At 65.4% G+C, this 18,873-nt stretch carries 21 protein-coding genes and 1 pseudogene; 14 read left to right on the top strand and 8 right to left on the bottom strand.

Going from position 1 to position 18,873, the window contains the following annotated elements; genetic code table 11:
* Positions 1 to 82: 82 nt before the first annotated feature.
* Positions 83 to 988: a LysR family transcriptional regulator gene (locus ACZY0R_RS10165; RefSeq protein ID WP_488858236.1), complete on the bottom strand. Its 906-nt coding sequence runs from the start codon at positions 986 to 988 to the stop codon at positions 83 to 85.
* Positions 989 to 1,088: 100 nt separating this feature from the next.
* On the opposite strand from ACZY0R_RS10165, the gene ACZY0R_RS10160 reads away from it, so the two are divergent.
* From ACZY0R_RS10160 to ACZY0R_RS10145, 4 genes are all read left to right on the top strand, one after another.
* Positions 1,089 to 2,642 carry an AMP-binding protein gene (locus ACZY0R_RS10160; RefSeq protein WP_488858235.1) on the top strand — a complete coding sequence of 518 codons (1,554 nt, stop codon included), beginning with the start codon at positions 1,089 to 1,091 and terminating at the stop codon, positions 2,640 to 2,642.
* An 11-nt stretch (positions 2,643 to 2,653) separates the two neighbouring features.
* Complete coding sequence (locus ACZY0R_RS10155; RefSeq protein WP_488858234.1) at positions 2,654 to 3,835, top strand: acyl-CoA dehydrogenase family protein; 1,182 nt, start codon at positions 2,654 to 2,656, stop codon at positions 3,833 to 3,835.
* 71 nt (positions 3,836 to 3,906) lie between these two features.
* Positions 3,907 to 4,890 carry a tripartite tricarboxylate transporter substrate-binding protein gene (locus ACZY0R_RS10150; RefSeq protein ID WP_488858233.1) on the top strand — a complete coding sequence of 328 codons (984 nt, stop codon included), beginning with the start codon at positions 3,907 to 3,909 and terminating at the stop codon, positions 4,888 to 4,890.
* 23 nt (positions 4,891 to 4,913) lie between these two features.
* Positions 4,914 to 6,014 (top strand): CaiB/BaiF CoA transferase family protein, encoded by a 1,101-nt coding sequence (locus ACZY0R_RS10145; RefSeq protein WP_488858232.1) that lies wholly within the window; start codon positions 4,914 to 4,916, stop codon positions 6,012 to 6,014.
* Between the two features lie 11 nt (positions 6,015 to 6,025).
* Here the strand turns inward: ACZY0R_RS10145 and ACZY0R_RS10140 are convergent, their stop codons facing one another.
* On the bottom strand, positions 6,026 to 6,985 hold the full coding sequence (locus ACZY0R_RS10140) for a GlxA family transcriptional regulator (protein WP_488858231.1): 960 nt from the start codon (positions 6,983 to 6,985) through the stop codon (positions 6,026 to 6,028).
* A gap of 127 nt (positions 6,986 to 7,112) precedes the next feature.
* Between ACZY0R_RS10140 and ACZY0R_RS10135 the strand changes: the two genes are divergently transcribed.
* The 5 genes from ACZY0R_RS10135 (at position 7,113) to ACZY0R_RS10115 (ending at position 9,412) form a co-directional block, all read left to right on the top strand.
* Positions 7,113 to 7,421, top strand: a complete 309-nt coding sequence (locus ACZY0R_RS10135) for a DUF1272 domain-containing protein (protein WP_488858230.1) — start codon at positions 7,113 to 7,115, stop codon at positions 7,419 to 7,421.
* Positions 7,422 to 7,478: 57 nt separating this feature from the next.
* The gene (locus ACZY0R_RS10130; RefSeq protein WP_488858229.1) at positions 7,479 to 7,820 is read left to right on the top strand and encodes an FKBP-type peptidyl-prolyl cis-trans isomerase; all 342 of its coding nucleotides are present in this window, start codon (positions 7,479 to 7,481) and stop codon (positions 7,818 to 7,820) included.
* Positions 7,821 to 7,950: 130 nt separating this feature from the next.
* Positions 7,951 to 8,319 carry a c-type cytochrome gene (locus ACZY0R_RS10125; RefSeq protein ID WP_045235803.1) on the top strand — a complete coding sequence of 123 codons (369 nt, stop codon included), beginning with the start codon at positions 7,951 to 7,953 and terminating at the stop codon, positions 8,317 to 8,319.
* A gap of 53 nt (positions 8,320 to 8,372) precedes the next feature.
* Entirely contained in the window at positions 8,373 to 8,879 is a 507-nt protein-coding gene (locus ACZY0R_RS10120) for a DUF6881 domain-containing protein (protein WP_488858228.1), read from the top strand.
* Positions 8,880 to 8,983: 104 nt separating this feature from the next.
* The gene (locus ACZY0R_RS10115) at positions 8,984 to 9,412 is read left to right on the top strand and encodes a cupin domain-containing protein (RefSeq protein ID WP_488858227.1); all 429 of its coding nucleotides are present in this window, start codon (positions 8,984 to 8,986) and stop codon (positions 9,410 to 9,412) included.
* Positions 9,413 to 9,443: 31 nt separating this feature from the next.
* Here ACZY0R_RS10115 and ACZY0R_RS10110 read toward each other — a convergent pair whose 3' ends face one another.
* A complete protein-coding gene (locus tag ACZY0R_RS10110; RefSeq protein ID WP_488858226.1) occupies positions 9,444 to 10,193 on the bottom strand; it encodes a glutathione S-transferase family protein in 750 nt (249 codons plus the stop codon).
* A gap of 152 nt (positions 10,194 to 10,345) precedes the next feature.
* Between ACZY0R_RS10110 and ACZY0R_RS10105 the strand changes: the two genes are divergently transcribed.
* Both ACZY0R_RS10105 and ACZY0R_RS10100 read left to right on the top strand, forming a co-directional pair.
* Positions 10,346 to 10,804, top strand: a complete 459-nt coding sequence (locus ACZY0R_RS10105; protein WP_488858225.1) for a GNAT family N-acetyltransferase — start codon at positions 10,346 to 10,348, stop codon at positions 10,802 to 10,804.
* 121 nt (positions 10,805 to 10,925) lie between these two features.
* Positions 10,926 to 11,111, top strand: coding sequence for a hypothetical protein (locus ACZY0R_RS10100; RefSeq protein ID WP_488858224.1), 186 nt, complete (start codon positions 10,926 to 10,928; stop codon positions 11,109 to 11,111).
* 46 nt (positions 11,112 to 11,157) lie between these two features.
* Here ACZY0R_RS10100 and ACZY0R_RS10095 read toward each other — a convergent pair whose 3' ends face one another.
* The 3 genes and pseudogenes from ACZY0R_RS10095 to ACZY0R_RS10085 all read right to left on the bottom strand — a co-directional run bounded on the left by ACZY0R_RS10095 (position 11,158) and on the right by ACZY0R_RS10085 (position 12,787).
* Positions 11,158 to 11,550 carry a hypothetical protein gene (locus ACZY0R_RS10095; protein ID WP_488858223.1) on the bottom strand — a complete coding sequence of 131 codons (393 nt, stop codon included), beginning with the start codon at positions 11,548 to 11,550 and terminating at the stop codon, positions 11,158 to 11,160.
* Between the two features lie 79 nt (positions 11,551 to 11,629).
* Positions 11,630 to 12,095: pseudogene (locus ACZY0R_RS10090) on the bottom strand (YbaK/EbsC family protein).
* Positions 12,092 to 12,787 (bottom strand): TetR/AcrR family transcriptional regulator, encoded by a 696-nt coding sequence (locus ACZY0R_RS10085; protein ID WP_488858222.1) that lies wholly within the window; start codon positions 12,785 to 12,787, stop codon positions 12,092 to 12,094. The pseudogene ACZY0R_RS10090 and the gene ACZY0R_RS10085 overlap by 4 nt, the downstream one beginning before the upstream one ends.
* A 119-nt stretch (positions 12,788 to 12,906) precedes the next feature.
* Here ACZY0R_RS10085 and ACZY0R_RS10080 point away from each other — a divergent pair, with 119 nt between their 5' ends.
* Both ACZY0R_RS10080 and ACZY0R_RS10075 read left to right on the top strand, forming a co-directional pair.
* Positions 12,907 to 14,481 carry a 4-hydroxyphenylacetate 3-hydroxylase family protein gene (locus ACZY0R_RS10080; protein WP_488858221.1) on the top strand — a complete coding sequence of 525 codons (1,575 nt, stop codon included), beginning with the start codon at positions 12,907 to 12,909 and terminating at the stop codon, positions 14,479 to 14,481.
* A gap of 71 nt (positions 14,482 to 14,552) precedes the next feature.
* Positions 14,553 to 15,083 (top strand): isochorismatase family protein, encoded by a 531-nt coding sequence (locus ACZY0R_RS10075; RefSeq protein ID WP_488858220.1) that lies wholly within the window; start codon positions 14,553 to 14,555, stop codon positions 15,081 to 15,083.
* A 74-nt stretch (positions 15,084 to 15,157) separates the two neighbouring features.
* Here the strand turns inward: ACZY0R_RS10075 and ACZY0R_RS10070 are convergent, their stop codons facing one another.
* Positions 15,158 to 16,747, bottom strand: coding sequence for an aldehyde dehydrogenase (NADP(+)) (locus ACZY0R_RS10070; protein WP_488858219.1), 1,590 nt, complete (start codon positions 16,745 to 16,747; stop codon positions 15,158 to 15,160).
* Positions 16,748 to 16,815: 68 nt separating this feature from the next.
* Positions 16,816 to 17,748, bottom strand: a complete 933-nt coding sequence (locus ACZY0R_RS10065; RefSeq protein WP_488858218.1) for a dihydrodipicolinate synthase family protein — start codon at positions 17,746 to 17,748, stop codon at positions 16,816 to 16,818.
* A 169-nt stretch (positions 17,749 to 17,917) separates the two neighbouring features.
* Here ACZY0R_RS10065 and ACZY0R_RS10060 point away from each other — a divergent pair, with 169 nt between their 5' ends.
* Entirely contained in the window at positions 17,918 to 18,853 is a 936-nt protein-coding gene (locus tag ACZY0R_RS10060; protein WP_488858217.1) for a LysR family transcriptional regulator, read from the top strand.
* Positions 18,854 to 18,873 lie beyond the last annotated feature (20 nt).

The raw sequence follows: 18,873 nt of genomic DNA, 5'->3' as shown, positions 1-18,873 counted from the left end.
CCTTCGGTTCGCGGCGCTGCGCGCGCTTTCCATACTCGGCGGTCGGCCGCCATGCGGCCCGGATCCCCCGCCCCGCAACCACCTAACGATTCCCCCCCTGACCGCTTTGCTCCCGCAGCAACACCGTCATCCGCTGCGCAAGCGGCGAAAGATAAGCCCCGGCCCGCGAGATCACCCCCACGCGCCGGCGCAGATCCAGCTCTTCAAGCCCCAGGTTCAACGGCCGCAGGCCAATCTGCATCGCCTCCGAATCCCCGCCCGACACGCTCAACATCTGCGTGCCCCTCACCAGCTGGAACAACGAAGCGCTGCCAAAATCGGTCTCGATCCGCAAGTTCGGCTCGGCGAGCCCCTGCTTGCGAAAGGCCGCGTCGACCTGCTGCCGCAGGGCGATATGCGGCGCGGGAAGCAACCATTCCTGGCCCACCAGATCCGCCAGCCTCACCTTGCGCCGGCGCAGCAGCGGGTGCGCGTCATCAGCCACGACGACAAGGCGGTCGTCGAACAACTCCTCCACCGCGAACTCGCTCGCGCGCTGCTTCTGCATCGGCGCGACGGCAAGGTCCAGTTCGCCCGCCAGCAGCAGATCCATCAGTTCCCGCGCCATGCGCCTGCGCAGGCGAAGCCTGGCAACCGGCCGCTCCTTCACAAGCTGGCGGCAGGCGCCCAGGAAGAGCGCGTTGGGTATGGAAGGCGAATAGCCCAGGCGCAGGATGCCCTGCTCGCCGGTCCGAATGCCTTGCATCTCCTTGAGCGCATCCTCGTACTCCAGCCGGATTCTCCGGGCGCGTTCGATAAACTGCGCGCCGGCCTGCGTCGGGGTCATGCCGTGAACCGTGCGCTCGAACAGGGGCAGGCCGATCTGCCCTTCCACCCGCTGCACCGCCTTGGTCAGGGCCGGCTGGCTGATGCCCAGCGACTCCGCGGCGCGGCCGATGCCGCCGTGGGCATCCACGGCCAGCACGTACTCAAGATCCCTTGTCTCCATTTCGACATTCCTGTTGGTTATGTCTTTATAGCCAGTGCGGCATTGTGGTGATGCCACGCATCTTACAGACTACGGCCAGGAATCACCACGGAGACACAAAATGGGTTTCGCTTTCTTCCTGCGCCGCGCCGCGCGCTATTGGGGGGACCACGCCGCGGTCCTCTACCAGGACCGGGTCCTGACCTACCGCCAGCTGGACGAGCGCTCCAACCGCCTGGCCAATGCGCTGCTGGGCCTCGGCCTGGTCAAGGGCGACCGCGTGGCGATTCAGTCTCGCAACCGTACGGAACTGGTCGAGATCGAGTGCGCCCTGTATAAGGCCGGCCTCGTCAAGGCGGCGCTGAACCCGCGCTTCACCGCCGCGGAAGCCTCGGATGTCGCGGAGAACTGCACGCCCCGGGTCATGATCGCGGGGCCGGGCTATACCGGCTACTCCCCGGCAACCGCGGGCTTCGGGTCGGTGGAGACCTTCATCGCCATCGGCGGCCCCGCGGCAGGCTATGCCAACTACGAGTCCCTCCTGGCGGGCGCAAGCGATGCACCCGTCGATGCCGCGCCGCTCTCCGATGACCTCGCCGTATTGCATTTCTCGTCGGGCTCCACCGGCAAGATCAAGGCGGCTATGCAGAGCTACGGCAACCGCCTCGCGGCGCTGCGCAAGATGCTGCTCGGCATGGACAAACCCGCCCGGCCCGGCGATCGCCTGGCGTTGATCGGGCCGGTCACGCACGCCTCCGGCATGTTGATGCAGCCCTACCTGTACACCGGCGCGACCCTGGTCCTGTTCGACAAATTCGAGCCCGCGCATTTCCTGGCGGAAGTAGCCAGGCTGCGCATCACCCATGTGTTCATGGTGCCGGCCATGATCAACATGCTGCTGGCCGAGCCAACCCTGGCCAGCGCCGACCTGAGCAGCCTCAAGACGCTGGCCTACGGCGCCGCGCCAATGGCGCCGGCCCGTATCCGCGAGGCATGGGAGCGTATCGGCCCCATCCTCTCGCAAGGCTACGGGGCGAGCGAGTCCACCTCCGGCGTGACCCGCCTCTCCACAGCCGACCATGCCGAGGCAATGGCGCACCGGCCCGAGCGGCTGGCGTCCTGCGGCCGGGCACTCGGTGAGACGGAAGTGCGCGTGGTCGACGAGCGGGGACGTGAAGTGAGCGGTGACGAAATCGGCGAACTGGTGATCCGCGGTGAGGATGTGTTCCAGGGTTACTGGGGCGAGCCGGCGCTGACGCGCGAGGCGCTTGCCGACGGCTGGCTGCGCACGGGCGACCTGGCCCGTGTCGACGAGCAAGGCTACATCTATCTGGTCGACCGCAAGAAGGACATGATCATCTCCGGCGGCTTCAATGTGTACCCGACCGAGGTCGAAGCTACCCTGTACCTGCACCCCGACGTGATGGAAGCCTGCGTGATCAGCGTGCCCGACGACACATGGGGCGAAAGCGTCAAGGCTGTCGTCGCGCTCAGGCCCGGCCGGCAAGCCAGCGCCGACGACCTCATCGCGCACTGCCGCGCACGGATCGCGGACTACAAGTCGCCGCGATCCATCGACTTCGTTGCCGACCTGCCCAAGAACGCCAGCGGAAAACTTGCCCGGAAACTGGTACGCGAGCCGTACTGGCAAGGCGTGTCCCGCCGCGTGAATTAAGGAGAATCGCCATGTTCGACCATCTGACCAACCCCACGCTCATCGAGACCCGCGCCGCGATCCGCCGCTATATCGACGAGGAATTGCTGCCGCTGGAGCGGGAACTTGGCCTCGGCTCGGAAGACGCCTGGCCCAGGGATGTGCTGCGCGGCGTGTGGCGCCGTTCCAGCGAGCTGGGGCTCTATGCCGCCTGCCTGCCGGTCCAGCTCGGCGGCAAGGGCCTGAACATCGCCGAGCAGTGCGCGCTGAAAGCGGACCTGGCCGCCAGCGGCGCCGCGCTGGCGCCGCATGTGCTGGGGGACCTGGGCGGCCCGCCGCGCGTCGGCAATATGCTCAAGTACGCGACGCCCGAACAGCTCGCGCGCTACTTCCAGCCGGTGATCCGGGGCGAGAAGTCGACCTGCTTTGCCCTCACCGAGCCGCATTCCGGCTCGGACGCCCAGAGCATCTCGACCACCGCCGTGGCGGATGGCGACGAGCTGGTCGTCAATGGCCGCAAGCACTACATCAGCGGTGCGCCATTCGCCGATTTCGCCATCGTCATGTGCGTGACCGATGCCACAGCCTCGCCGCCGGCCATCACGGCCGTGCTGATCGACCTGGACCTGCCCGGCGTCAAGGTCAGTACCGAATACGTGCCGATGTCGGGCCAGCATATCGATGCGGATATCGAGTTCACCAATGTACAGGTGCCGCGCGCCAATATCTTTGGCGGAGAAGGCAACGGCTTCAAGCTCGGCATGTCGCGCATCAACGTCAACCGGCTGCTGCACTGCCCTACCATGCTGGGGCTGGCCACCACGGCCTATCAAGCCTCGCTCGAATACGCCGGCAAGCGGCGCCAGTTCGGCGGACCCATTGCGCGCTTCCAGGCAATCCAGCACATGCTGGCGGACATGGCCGCCGCGCTGTGGGCTTGCGAGAGCATGATCGCGCAGACGGCGGCGCTGGCCGATAGCGGTGCCGACCTGCGCATGAAGGCCGCGGCCTGCAAGCTCTATATCTCCGAGCGCTGCTTCGAAGTAGCCGACAAAGCCGTGCAGATCCACGGCAATGTCGGTGTCACCCGAGGGCATCCGGTCGAGCAGGCTTTCCGCAAGCTGCGCATGTTCCGGATCTTCACCGGCACCAGCGAGATCCAGCGCAATACCATCGCCCGGGCGATTCTCGAGCCCATGCAGGCGCAAGCTTGAGCGGGCAGGCACAAGCAAGCATTGACGAGCCGGCGCGGCAAGACTGCGCGGCCCCAAAAAGGAGACAACCCATGAACCGCCGAACCTGGCTTGCCGCGGCAAGCGCGGCCGCCTTGAGCAGCATGCTGGCCCCGGCGCGCGCCGCCGCGTCCTATCCCAACCGTCCCCTCCGCCTGATCGTCCCGTTCCTGGCAGGCAGCGCCCCCGACAGTATCGCGCGGACGCTGGCGGCCGAACTGGGGCGGCAGCTGGGTCAGCCGCTGGTGGTCGAGAACATGCCCGGCGCCGGCGGCATCATCGGCGCCGGCGCCCTGAAGCGCGCCGCGGCGGACGGATACACGCTCGGCATTCTCGCGAATACGCATGTCATCAATGTGCATATGTATCGCAACATGCCATACGATCCCGCGCACGATTTCACTTCCATCGCGGCGATCTCCGGCGGGCCGACCGCGCTCGTGGTGCCCGCGGATGCGCCCTACAAGACCGCGGGTGACCTGATCGCCGCGATGAAGCGCGCCCCCGGCAAGCTCAACTACGGATCGGGCGGCAAAGGCAGCATCGCGCATCTGGCCGTCGAAGCCCTGCTGCACCAGACCGGCACCGAAGCCGTCCATATCCCGTACAAGGGTGCGACGGAGATCATTGCCTCCATGCTCAGCGGCCAGACCCAGTTCGGCATGCCCGTGCTGAGTACCGCGACTCAATACCTGCGCAACGGGCAGGTCCGGGCGCTGGCGGTGTCGTCATCCGCGCGCTCGGCTTATTTCCCTGAGGTACCGACGTTTGCCGAGGCCATGCCGCCCGGCTTCGTCCTCGACAACTGGACCGGCCTGTTTGCCCCCGCGCGCCTTCCCGCCGAACTCACCCAGCGGCTCTTTGCCGCCGTCAGCGAACTGCAGGCCAGCGGGCGCCTCGATGCCCAGATCAAGGCCAACGCGGGCGAGTTGCGCCGCAGCGTCTCCCCGGCCCAGTTCAACGCAACGGTAGCCGCCGACAGCGCCCGCTACGGCACGCTGATCCGCTCGATCGGCATGAACGGCGACGTAAGCTGAATCCACCTCACCCGGAAAGCACCATGAATCCAGAGTGGTCCTGCCTCAAGGACGTCAAGATCATCGATGTCAGCCAGTTGCTGCCTGGCCCGCACGCCACCAGTCTGCTCCTGCAACTCGGCGCGGATGTCATCAAGGTGGAGCAGCCGGGCATCGGCGACACCTCCCGGCAGCTCGGCCCCGCGGTGTTTGCCCAGTTCAATCGCGGCAAGCAATCCATCGCGCTCGACCTGAAATCCGCGGAAGGGCGTACCGCATTCCTCGGCCTGGTGCGGGATGCGGACGCCGTTGTCGAAGGCTTCCGGCCCGGCGTGATGCAGCGCCTCGGCCTGGGCTATGACACGCTCGCGGAAGTGAATCCCGCCATCGTGCTGTGCTCCATCTCCGGCTTCGGCCAGACCGGCCCCTATGCCGACCACGCCGGCCACGACCTGAACTATCTCGCCCTGGCGGGCTACTGGTCCGTCCCGGTCCAGGTGGCGGACAAGGTCTCCCGCCCGCGTGCCCGCGTCTCCGACTACGCGGCCTCGGGCTACGCCGCGCTCTCGCTGGCGGTAGCCATCATGAGCGCGCGCCAGAATGGCCACGGCCAGCATCTCGATGTCTCGATCCATGATGCCATCCTGTCCTGGACCGCGCATGGCGCATGGGCCGCGCGCGGCTACGAGGATCGCCCCCATGAATCGCCCACCGTGATGCCGGACAACGATATCTTCGAGACGCGCGATGGCCGGCACCTTGCCATGGGCATCCTCGAAAACAAGTTCTGGCTGAACCTGTGCGATGCCCTTGGCGCCGCGTTCCCGGCGCTGCTCGATGCCCGGTTCAGTTCCCGCGCGGGCCGACAGCAGCACAAGCCAGAAGTGAACGGCCTGCTCACAGGCATCTTCCTGACGCGAACGCTCGCGGAGTGGGCCGACGCCTTCGCTGCGCTGGACCTTCCCTTTTCCCCATCGCTAAGCGCGCAGGAGCTGTTTGCCGACCCGCATGTGCAGGCACGCGGCATGATCCGTGCGTTGCCGGGGGAGCAAGCCATCACGCTCGGCTTCCCCGTCAAATTCTCCCTTGGCTTGCCGGCAAGCGACGACCACGTTCCGGCACTGGGCGAGCACGGCGCGCCATAAGCCAGGCGGCGTCAAGGTCGCGCCCGCCAGAGCGAGGGCGCAACCGGCTCCTCCTGCCGCCACGCCGCGCGGAAGGCCTGCGGACTGGCAAAGCCGCAACGCTCGGCAACGAGCTCCACGGCCCAGTCGCTGTCCTTCAACAGCCGGCGCGCCAGATCGAGCCGTAGCTGCTGCTGGTATTGCTTGAGGGTAACGCCGCACTCCTGCTGGAACAGCCTGGCCAGATGCCGATAGCTCAACGCGAAGCGTTCGGCCAGTTCGCGATATAGCAACGCGCTGGCGGGCCGCCCGGTCAGGAAGTCCTGCACGGCATGGACGACCGGATGATGGTGATCGCGGTAGCGCAGCGGCGCGTCGAGCGCCGGGTCCTGCGCCAGCCGGCGGAACGGGACCACGTTCTCCCGCGCGACGCGGATCGCGGCGGCCGCGCCGAACCGATGCCGGATCAGGTGCAGCGCGAGGTCGATGCCCGCCGTGACACCCGCCGAGGTGATCAGCACGCCATCGTCGACCAGCAGCCGGTTGGACAGCACGCGGGCCAGCGGATGGCGCTGCTGCAGCCGCGCCAGGTGATCATGGTGCGTGGTGCAGTTGCGGCCGTCGAGCAGGCCGGCCTCCCCGAGCAGGAAAGCGCCGGTGCAGACACTGGCAAGCGTGATCTCGCCGAGCCGGGGCTTCGCCACGGTTTGCAGCCAACGGACGATCTGCTGCTGTTCCGGCGTGGACAGCGCGCTAACCGCCAGCTTGAAACCCACCACAATGACGACATCGCCGGCCACCAGCCGCGCCGGCAAGGGCCGCACCGCGCTGATCGCCAGGCCCTGGAAGCTTGTCAGTTCCTTCAGCGGCCCCACGCAGACCAGTTCGAGCGGCGAGATGCCAAGCGCAGCCACCGAGCCGAGTACCTGCATCGGCCCGCCGAGATCGAGGATATGCACCTTCGGCGGGAGTACAAGGAAGATACGCTTCATGGCAGATTTTTTTCCATGCTTGTCCTTTTTTCGAATAGCAGCCAATCTTGCTTGTGGTTAGTATGGCAGCGGATTTACCGCTTCGGCTATCACGGCTAACGCGGCTATCGATACGGAGGAAGGGAACATGCTGGAACTCAGGCCAACCTGCGAGCACTGCAACAAGGCGCTGCCGCCAGCTTCGCTGGAAGCACGCATCTGTAGCTATGAATGCACATTCTGCGCTGGATGCGTGGACGATGTCCTGGGCAATGTCTGCCCGAATTGTGGAGGCGGCTTCGCGCCAAGGCCGGTCAGGCCGTCGAAGAACTGGAAGAACGACAACTTCCTCGGCAAGGATCCCGCCAGCACCAAGGTCAGGCACAGGCCGGTAGATCCTTCTGCTCATGCGCGGTTTTCCGCAGTCATCGGGACGATCCCTCCCGAACAGCGATAGCGCGGCGGCACGGTCGCTGTAAACTCTGCCTCCTCAGACCATGAACGAGTGCAACCGATGAGCAGCGAACTACAAGTTGAAGATATCCGGCCCGGCGACGGCAAAGAGGTGGTCAAGGGCGCCCTGATCACCACCCACTACACCGGCTACCTGGAGGACGGCACCAAATTCGACTCCTCCCATGATCGCGGCAAGCCTTTCCGGTGCGTCATCGGAACCGGGCGCGTCATCAAAGGCTGGGATATCGGACTGATGGGCATGAAAGTCGGCGGCAAGCGCAAGCTTCATGTGCCGGCCCATCTCGCCTATGGCGAGAGACAAGTCGGGGTTCCCATCAAGCCGAACTCGAACCTGGTCTTCGAGATCGAGCTGCTCGAAGTGTTGACGCGGGATGACTGAGGCCTGGTCTCCACCTGAGCGGACGCTGGCCACGCAAGCGCTGCATTGATACTGCGTCCGCGGCACGCGCTCTTTCCGGCGCCAGGAGGCGCTATATAATGCTGCGCCTCTCCTATTCCGAACAAGCGCCATGAAAACAGCCGCATTGTTGACTCTGGCACTAGCCATCCAAACATCGGCGCACGCTGCCGGGGATGTACAGGCCGGAAAGGCGTTGTTCGCCACGAGATGCGCCTCTTGCCACAGCGTCGGGCCATCCGCGCGCGGTGCGTTTGGTCCCCAGCTCAATGCCATCTTTGGCAGGACCGCCGGAGGAACCAACGACTACACCTACTCTCCGGCAATGAAGAAATCGGGGATCGTATGGTCTGAAAAGACGCTGAGCGATTTTCTCAGGTCGCCGGGCAAGGTTGTGCCCGGTACCAAGATGCGTTTTTGGGGACTCGGCAACGAGCGGCAGATCGAGGACCTGCTGGCGTACCTGCATTCGTACCCGTAACGATCAAAAACGACCAGCAAGGACTGGATTGCATTTCGCCAAGGGGGATTTGCGTGGAATACATCGACGTCATCTGGAGGCACGAGTTTTCCTCGGAGCCGGTTCGCCTTGTGTCGGAGCTCAATAGCAAGCGCTTCGAGTCCCGGAAGCTGGAGTTCTTCCCGGATGGAAGCGTAGGCTTCGCAAGCGTCGGGGCAACAACCGGAAGAACCAACCTTGGGCTCGTTCCCGTGCCACTTCTCGACGAGATCAACGCGGATCCGGAGTTTGAAGGGGTGGCGATGACGCCGAGGCGTTTGAAATCCTCTGGCCGCAACACGCGTGCCCGGCGCCGCATTGACGCAGTCTGTCCGGATACGTTCGCTGCCTTTGTGCGGGATTTGCCTGCGCCGGACGAGGATGCAGCCTGGCGGTCCAGGCCGGACGAGCTGGCAGGCAGTTCGGCTGACAGTTGCATTTCCAGCACGGCGGACCCTGCACAGTCGACCCATTGGCAAAGTTCCCGCTCGCTTCCACCCCCGCTTCCTTCCCGGCTGCCGCGCGAAACCGAACCTGGTTGAAACGGCGGCGCCGGCAGAATAAGGTGTAGGAGACCGGTCGCAACGGCAATGCCACCGCGCCGTAGCCACGCCGCGACAGCGAAGCGAAGCCAGGAGGAGCCCACATGCAAGACAGTTCGGATAACGCGGGCACGGCCCTGGTCAAGGTGCGCCCCGGCCGGGAAATGGCAACGAGCCAGCGTCTGCCTTACTTCGTGGGCATTTCCGCCATCAGCGCGGGGGCGAAAGGCCTGTCGATGTACCTCGTCGTCGTCCCGCCAGGCGGGCACGCCGAACCGCACGTGCACAGCGGTTATGAGACCGGAATCTACATGCTGGAGGGGCGCGTCGAGACGCGATACGGGCCGGGACTGCGGCAGTCGGTCATCACCGAAGCAGGCGACTTTCTGTTTATTCCTCCCGGCGTGCCGCATCAGCCATTCAACCTGAGTGCGACGATAGCCGCGAGAGCCATCGTCGCGCGCAACCAGCCCGACGAACATGAGCAGGTTTTACCGTACGATCCATCCAGCGGCGACGAGTACGGCGCTTGAAGCGTTGGGTCAGGTGCCTGGGCCCAATTCGCTAGTCAGCGCGCCGTGACGCCAACTCGCTGAAGGCAGGTCCACTGTAAATGGTTTTTCGCTTCGCCCACTCCACCTCGGCGGCAGTGGCGTAAGTGACCCCTGGCTCCCACCAAAGCGCGGCTTCCTCCTGGAAGGACGGCCGCTGTTCCATGCGAGCGATCAGCGAAGCGAGTTTGGGGCGATCCGGAGCGCGCCAGGACAACCGCAACGGGCGAGTTTCAATGAACTGGCAAATGCAGGCGAGCAGGATATCCTGGGCGGATACCACGCCAGGGACAAAGCCGTCCGCAGTGCCGATGAGCTGAGCCTCGAACCAATCGAAAAGATGCTGGTTGCGAATGGCGCACCGGGCCGCATGGCTGTTTTCTTCATGGCGAATGCCGGACCATTGCAGCTGCGACACCGTCGTCGTCGACACGCCTAAGGTCTGCAGCGTGGCGAGAACGAGCTTGTCATGCCATTCTTCCCCGGAGCGCACATAACCGGCGGCCAGGGGCTGCATGCCTTCGGGCGCCGCCGCAACCGGATAGGCCGACATGAGGTAATCCATAATCACGGCCGAGTCCCATAGCGTCAGCTTGCCGTCGATCAGGGCAGGCACCTGAAGGGTTGGCGTGATCCTCGCGCGTTCCTCGACGCTGGGCGTAGTGAAGGTTTCCTCGCGCTCAAAATCCAGCCCCTTCTCGACGAGCACGATGCGCACGGCGCGGGCGAACGGCGATCCCGTGGTGAAGAACAGCTTGCGCATTTCAGCCTCCCTGCATGACGGCTCGCCTCGCGAGCCAAGGTCGCGAAGGCGGTTTGCCGGCAACCCCGAGCGATCCGGCGATCGCCCGGGGCTTCATTAGGCGACGATATACTTGCCTTTCCCCTGGCGCCAGCGCTACCCACGGTTCAGATATGGCACACATCATTTTTCGGACCGCATTGCCGGCCGACCTTCCCGCCATCGTCGGATTGCTGGCGGACGATGCGCTTGGCAGCCAGCGGGAGACTGTCGGTTCGCCCCTGGACGAACGATACGTTGCCGGCTTTAAAGCCATGGAAGCCGACCCGAATCAGCGTCTCGTGGTCGCCATGGACGGAGATGCGGTAGTCGGCACACTGCAGATATCGTTCATACCGGGCATTGCCCGGAGAGGGGCATGGCGGGGGCAGATCGAAGCAGTCCGGATCGCCGCACCCTACCGTAGCGCGCGGATTGGCCAGCAGATGTTCGAATGGGCAATCTCGGCGTGCAGGGCACGCGGCTGCGCGCTGGTCCAGTTGACCACGGACAAGGGCCGTCCGGACGCGCACCGGTTCTATGAAAGGCTCGGCTTTGTGGCCAGCCATGAGGGCTATAAACTAATCTTGTAGGCCTCCCGCGGCGCCGGCGCATATGGATTGCACCAAAGCTTCGTTGCCCGGACCGCGCCGGTTGGCTACTGTCATTGGATATGGAACTGCCGCGCCATGCAGGCAACGTGGAGGAACGCCAATGAAAGACCTGATCGACTGGATCACCGCCATTGCCACTGTCGTGCTTGTCTACGCGGCACTGCGGCACCCGCTCTACCCGCCCCGCTTCGGCGCGGCAGACGATACGCCCGGAAACAGCCGCACCGGCCGCCATGCAGATCCGGGCAACGCGGACAGCGCGCGGGCGCACGCCACGCACCGCTGACCCGGCAGGCGCCCCGCTTTCAGCGAGCGCATGGAAGAATGGCTATTCAGCGCGCCTTTCCCGGTACACAGTCATCCACCATCCCGGCGATCCGGCTGGCACTCAGCCAGGGATGCCATTCATCCGCGCTGCGGATCTCGACATCCGAGCCTTCCTGGGCCCGACGCAAGCTGATCAGGTGAAAAAACCGGTAATCGGAATCCTGGGCGCGCCCGACCCGGATATCGACCCGCCCCGGCTGCGGGTAAGCGACCACGCTGGCGTCATCCCCCAGCCTGCCTTTCAGGCACAGCACGAGGTCGCTGACGCTGGCATTGGAATGCACGCGCTTCGGTTCCGACGCCTCGATGGAACTCGCGTTAACGCCACCGGCACAACCCGAAAGCAATAGCACTTGCGCCGTCAGGGCGGCGGCCAGCAATACCAAACCTTTAGACATTCCCTCTCCTTGGGCAGATTGGGGAGTCATGTTACATCAGGTGCTTTTTAAGGCCGCTTTGCGCGCGCAATCTCCGGCGTCATGCCTGGCCTTGCGCCACATCGACCCACTGCGCCTTGACGAGCCGCGCCAGGTGCTCGGGCGAAATCCGGATGGCCGCATTGGTTGCGCCCGCCGCCGGCAGCACCTCGTCGAACTTCTTCAGCGAGACGTCCGCAAAGACCTTCAGCTCATGGGGCAAACCGAACGGACAAACCCCGCCAACGGGGTGGCTGGTCCACGCCAGCACGTCTTCGGCATCCAGCATCTTTGCTTTCCCGCCAAACTGGTCCTTGTACTTCCGATTGTCGATCCTCGTGTCGCCACCCATCACCAGCAGGACCCTCGTCCTTCAGCCGCAGCGACAGCGTCTTGGCGATCTGGGCGGGCTCGACGCCATGGGTCTCGGCCGCCTCGGCAACCGTCGCGGTGCTCGTCGCCGTCTCGAGAATCCTGATATCGGGCGCGTGTTGCGCCAGGAAGGTCATTACGGATTGCAGACTCATGGGTTAATTGCGTCCTTTAGCGGGCGATTGATATCGGGGATGGTATCGGGGGAATCAGCACCGATCCGCTCGACGACGCGATCGACATAGCATTCGCAAAGCCTGCCGGAGTCCTCCTGGAACATCCTGATTCGTTTTGTGTTTTCCAGGAGAAGCAGTCCGACACAGTGCGCGAAGAATGCCGTCACCTCCGCCCGCGCGGTGTCTTGCGTCGCACCAAGGCGTAGTAACGCTTCCTCGAACGGTTTCAGTGCGTCGCGCAACCGGCCGTTGAGCCTGGCATTCAACTCCGGCGTCAGTCCGTGCGGCCTCATGCCACCGAAAAGATAGAAACCAAGATCCAGGTCCCGGGGATTGGTGGCGTAAAAGCCATAAAACCCCATTGCGGCATGCCTGGCCCGCGCCCTGTCGGAAGCCGCTGCGCCCAGGTCCTCGGCAACCGCGTCGTTCAACCTCTCCAGCGACTCGCCCAGCAGTGCGCCGTAGATCTCCTCCTTGGCGTCGAAGTACGAATAGATTGCACCCGGCGTGTAGCCGGCCTGCTTGGCGATCTCCCGGATGCTGGCGCCGTCCAGGCCGCGCTCCTCGAACACATGCCGGGCCGCCGCAAGGATGTGAGCGCGCTTGGCGTCGCTCACCACCGCTTTCCTGTCGCGCCTTTGCTGCTCGCGCTCTTCCGCCACTGGGCTCATTGCCTCTCCTGTGAGACCGCATCGTGTCACAGAATCGAACGCTTGACAATTATATTAAACAGCGTTTAATTTTAAAAACACAAGTTAAAAATGAGACGTTCACCCCCAGGAGACCCGCCATGATGATGTCCGCACAAGGCTACGAGGCGTCGCTGCGCCAGTACCATCCGAAGGTATTCGTTGACGGCCGGCTGGTCGAAAGCGTGGTCGACGAGCCGGCGCTGCGGCCTGGCATCAACGCGGTGGGGCTGACGTACGACTATGCGCTGCGGCCTGAATACGCCCCGGTCATGACCGCGACCCAGGGCAGCAGCGGCAGGCTGGTAAACCGGCTGCTTCACATCAACACCAGCAGCGGCGACCTGCTCAACAAGCTGGAAGCCGTTCGGCTGGTCTGCCAGGAAACCGGTTGCGCGCAGCGCTACCTGACGCACGATGCACTGAACGCAATCCACCAGGTTTCAGCGCGGCTGGATGATGCCAAGGGAACGACTGAGCATCGCGAGCGCTTCGCCAACTACCTGCACGACGTCCAGGACCGCGACCTGACGCTGGGCGTGGCGATGACGGATGCGAAAGGCGACCGCAGCAAGCGGCCGCACCAGCAGGGCAACGCGGACGCCTACGTCCACGTCGTGCACCGCGACGGCAAGGGCATTCGCATCTCGGGGACCAAGGCCATCGTGACGGGCGCGCCCTACATGCACGAATTCCTGGTCATGCCCTGCCGCAACATGACCCGGGAAGACGCCGACTTTGCCGTGTGCTGCGCGGTGCCGGTGGATGCCGGGGGCGTCACGATCGTCGCCCGCCCCGCGGGCCGCCCGGGCGAGAAGGCAGCGCTGTTCTCGAACCGGTATGGGCAGTCGACCGGCGTCGTGGTGTTCGACAATGTGTTCGTGCCGTGGGAGCGCGTGTTCTACGCCGGCGAATGGGAACACAGCGGCTACATGACATACAACTACGCCACGCATCACCGCCACAGTTGCATCGGCGCGCGGGCCGGCTTCGGCGACCTGCTGATTGGCGCGGGCGCGTTGATGTGCGAGGCCAATGGCTTCGACCCCGGCGAGGAATCGCACCTGCGCGATCAGATGGTGGAACTGATCAAGATCACGGAAGGCTTCTACGCCTGCGGCGTCGCCGCCTCCGTCTATGCCACGCAGGACGTGCCGGCGCAGAGCTTCGTGCCGGACCCGGTGTTCGCGAACATCGGCAAGCTGCTGCTGGCCACGCAGATCTACGACATGCACAAGATCGCCCACTATGTATCGGGCGGGCTGATCGTGGCGCTGCCGGGCCCCGACGAAGATCACAACCCGCTCACCGCGGCAACGCTGCAGGATGTCCTGCGTGCCAATCCCGATGTGCCGTACGCCAGGCGCATCGAGACGGCCCGGTTCATCGAAGACCTGACGGCGTCCTATCAGGGCGGCTGGTACTCGGTCATCAGCCTGCATGGCGGCGGCTCGCCGGAAGCGATGAAGCGGGAGATCTACAGGCACTATCCTGTGGGCTCCAAGGTGCAGCTGGTCGAACGGTTGCTGGCGCGCGGGCTGACGGACGATCCGGATCGCGCGATCACGCGCAACACGCAACCCGGCAAATGCTGCTCGCAAGGCTGCACGGTACCTGGCGCGCCGGTCATGATCGATTTACCTGTAGTCCCGTCCAGGCGCGATGATGCAGCTTGAGCCTGCTATGGTTCCATCCAGGCAGCGCATGCAGGAAGCGCTTGCCACGCCAACTCACAAAGGGAATGCGCATGCTGCACAACGCCGCTGAATCTGTCCTGGTGCTGGTGGATCTCCAGGCGCGCCTGATGCCCGCGATCCATGAAAGCGATCGCGTCGTATCGGAAGCCGTGCGCCTAGCCAATATCGCGCGGGTACTGGGCGTGCCGGTGATCGGCACCGAGCAAAGCCCCGGCAGCCTGGGCGGGAATCTCGGCGAGATCGGGCGCCTGTGCGATCAGACCGTGGCCAAAGACCATTTCGATGGCTGCCAGGACGGCTTGCTCGACGCACTGCCTGTCGGGCGGAAGCACGTAGTGGTAGCCGGCTGCGAAGCCCACGTCTGCGTTTTCCAGACGGTCACCGGGCTGCTCGGCCACGGACTGAGCGTGACCGTCGTGCTGGATGCCATCGGCTCGCGCAAGGCCTCCAGCCGCGACGCGGCCATCGACAGGATGCGCAGGGACGGGGCCACCGCCGCCACGGTCGAGATGATTGCCTTCGAATGGATGCGGACAAGCCGGCACGAACGCTTCCGCGAGGTGCTCGGCTTCGTGAAGTAACGTCTCGCGGGGAAGCCGCGGCGCCGGCAAGCACCCGCGCCGCGCTTACGCTTGCGTGCCTGGAACCACGCCGGTTAAAGCGCTTGTCGCCCGGCCTGTGCCTCCCCATCCACCCGCACCGCAAGCCCGAGCGGATTGCCGGTGCGCAGCGCCTGCGGCAGCAAGGCGACAGGCATGTCCTGGTAGCACACGGGCCGGAGGAAGCGCGCGATGGCCAGGCTCCCGACCGACGTGGAGCGGCCGTCCGAGGTGGCAGGATACGGTCCGCCATGCACCATCGAATGACTCACCTCCACCCCCGTGCCAAAGCCATTGACGAGGATCCGGCCGACGCGGCGCTCCAGCGCGGGCAGGAAGCCGCGCGCGGCATCGTAGTCGGCCTCATCGATATGGATGGCCGCGGTCAGTTGCCCTTCCAGGCTTTCCACCACACGCCGCATGACGGCCAGGTCGGGGCATCGCACCACCAGCGACGCCGCGCCGAAGATTTCCGCGCGCAGTGCTTCGTGTGCGAGGAAGGCCTCTGCGGTGGTCGAGAACAGCGCCGCCTGCCCCTGGTATTGCGCGCCGGCCTGGCCGCGCGCAATGGTGCTGACCTGCGGATGGCAACCAAGGCCTTCGACGCCGGCGCCGTATGCCCGGTGGATGCCCGGAGTCAGCATGGTCGACGCCGGGGCTTGGGCGATCGCCGCTTCGGCTGACGCCAGGAAACGATCGAGATCCGGCCCCTCCACCGCCAGCACCAGGCCCGGATTGGTGCAGAACTGGCCCGAGCCGAGCATCAGCGAGGCGGCGAAGGCCTTGCCGATGGCGTCGGCACGGCTGCCCAGCGCGTGCGGGAACAACAGCACCGGGTTGATACTGCTCATTTCCGCGTAGACCGGGATCGGCTCGGCGCGGGCCGCGGCCAGTTGCATCAGCGCCGTGCCGCCGGCGCGCGAGCCGGTGAAGCCGACCGCCTTGATACGGTGATCGCTGACCAGCCCCTGGCCGATCTGCAGGCCGGAATCGAACAGCAGGGAGAACGTTCCCTCGGGCAAACCCGACTCGTCCACGGCCTTCCGGATCGCGCGGCCAACCAGTTCCGATGTGCCGGGATGGGCCGGATGCGCCTTGACGATGACCGGGCAGCCGGCTGCCAGCGCCGATGCGGTATCTCCACCGGCCACGGAAAACGCCAGCGGGAAATTGCTGGCGCCGAACACGGCCACCGGCCCCAGCGCGATATTGCGCAGGCGCAGGTCCACGCGCGGCAGCGGCTTGCGCTCCGGCTGCGCGGGATCGATGCGCAGGTCGAGGAAATCCCCCTGCCGCACCACGGCGGCAAACAGGCGGAGCTGGCCCACGGTGCGCCCGCGCTCGCCCTCTATCCGGGCACGCGGCAAGCCACTCTCGCTGACGCAGCGCTCGATCAGCGCATCGCCAAGTTCAAGGATGCTGACGGCGATCTTCTCCAGGAACGCGGCGCGTTGTTCGAGCGAGGTTTCGCGGTAGACGTCAAAGGCCTGCGCGGCCAGCGCGCAAGCCTGCTCCAGTTGCTGCGGCGTGGCGCCGCCGAAGGCCGGCCCCAGCGTTTCCCCTGTCGCCGGATCGACAGCCCGGATCTCGCCATGGGTGCCGCGCACCGACTGGCGCCCGATCAGCAATTCGCCTGAAATGTTCATGCTCTGTCCTTTAAATGAAAAGGCGGCGCGTTGGCAGCGCCGCCAGTTGTCCAATGCTTGCCAGCCGCTCACCGGCCCCAGCGCAGCACCACCGGATCCAGCCTGCGCGCGATCTTCAGCAAACCGGCGCGCGTGGCCGGGTGCATCGGCTGCAAGGGGTGGCGCACGGCGTCGGAAGCAATCACGCCGCCCTCCATCATCAGCACCTTGGCCGTCGCCAGCCAGCCTTGCCGGTTCTCGTAGTTGATCAGCGGCAACCATTGCTGGTAGTGCTGCGCGGCGAGCTCCGTGTCGCCCGCCTGGTAGGCATCCACGATCTTGCGAATGCCGTCGGGAAAGCCCGCGCCGGTCATTGCGCCGGTGGCGCCCGCATCGAGGTCGGCCATCAGCGTGATGGCTTCCTCGCCATCCCACGGACCCACGATGGCATCGCCGCCGAGTTCGATCAGCTCGCGCAACTTGGCCGCGGACTGCGGCACTTCGATCTTGAAGTAGGAGACGTTGGCGATCTCCTTCGCCATGCGGGCCAGGAACGGGGCCGACAGCGTGGTGCCGCTCACGGGCGCATCCTGGATCATGATGGGGATGTCGATCGCGCCGGACACCGTGGCGAAGAAGTCGTGGATGGCGCGCTCTGGCACGCGGATGGTGGCGCCGTGATACGGCGGCATCACCATCACCATGGCGGCGCCGGCGTCCTGCGCGGCGCGGCTGCGTGCGGCGCAGATGCGCGAGCTGAAGTGCGTGGTGGTGACGATCACCGGCACGCGGCCGGCCACGTGGTCCAGCACGGTCGTCATCAGCAGGCTGCGCTCGTCGTCGGACAGCACGAACTGCTCGGAGAAATTCGCCAGGATGCAGATGCCGTCGGAGCCGGCGTCGATCATGAAATCGATGCAGCGGCGCTGGCCGTCGAGGTCAAGGCCACCTTGTTCGTCGAAGATGGTGGGTGCCACCGGGAATACACCACGGTAGACGGCATTGGCTTTGGGCATGTTCATGGTCTCTCCTCCTTGTTCTTGCCGGCGGCGCCGGGTCCGGCCGGAGCCCCACGTCGAGGGGGCTTGTGACAGGGAAGCAATATACGGTGCGCCAGGCCGCGATGTATATTGAAACCTTTCCATCTCGTGATCGCTTTTGCGACTCACGTAGCTTCCACCCCAGGTTCCCATGAAGGCCACGCTTGACGTTCTGATGTCCCGCCTGCGCATGAAGCAACTGCAATTGCTGATTGCGCTGGACGACCACAAATCCCTGCACCAGGCCGCGTCGGCCATGGCCATGACGCAGTCGGCGGCCAGCAAGGCCTTGCAGGAGCTGGAAGGCATGCTGGACGCCCCGCTGTTCGAGCGCTCCAAGACCGGCATGCGGCCAAACCAGTTCGGCCACTGCGTGATCCGCTATGCGCGGCTGCTGGCGACGGATCTCACCGCCTTGTGCCAGGACATGGCCGAGATCCGTTCCGGCAAGGGCGGCCACCTGGCCGTCGGCGCCATCATGGGCGCGGTCCCGGATGTGCTGGTGCCGGCGCTGGAGACCATGCAGGACGAACAGCCGAACCTGTCCATCGAAATCGTCGAAGACACCAGCCTGCGCATGCTCACGCTGCTGGACGACGGGCGCCTGGACCTGGTCATCGGGCGGGCGCTGGTAAGCGACCAGCCCGCCAGGTACCACTACCAGGCGATTGGCGACGAACCGATCTCGGCCGTGGTGGGCTACAGCCATGCCGCGCCGCGCACCAGGACGCTCACCTTTGCCGACCTGGCCGGCTACCGGTGGATCGTCTACCCCGGCCAGATGCCGATGCACGAGTTGTTGCAGCGCGAGCTGGACATGGTCGGCGTGGGCATGCCGGCGAATGCGATCACCACCTCCTCCAGCTTCGTCACCGTGGCCTTGCTGCAGCGCAGCGCGAAACTGGTCTCGCTGCTGCCGACCAGCGTGGCCGAACTGTTCGCCCGGCAAAAGATGCTGCGCATCCTGCCGGTGACGATGCGGTCGCGTCAGCAGACCTTTGGGGTCGTGACCCGGCGCGGGGGCACGCTTTCCGCCGCCGCGGGCCAGTTGATCAAGCTGCTCCGCGCCGGGCAGGCGGAATCCTGAGCGACGCCTGGCATCCGCCG

The organism is Cupriavidus sp. F041 (assembly GCF_057814235.1).
The sequence above is the reverse complement of the archived record's forward strand: the minus strand, read 5'-3'. Positions and strand labels throughout refer to the sequence as shown.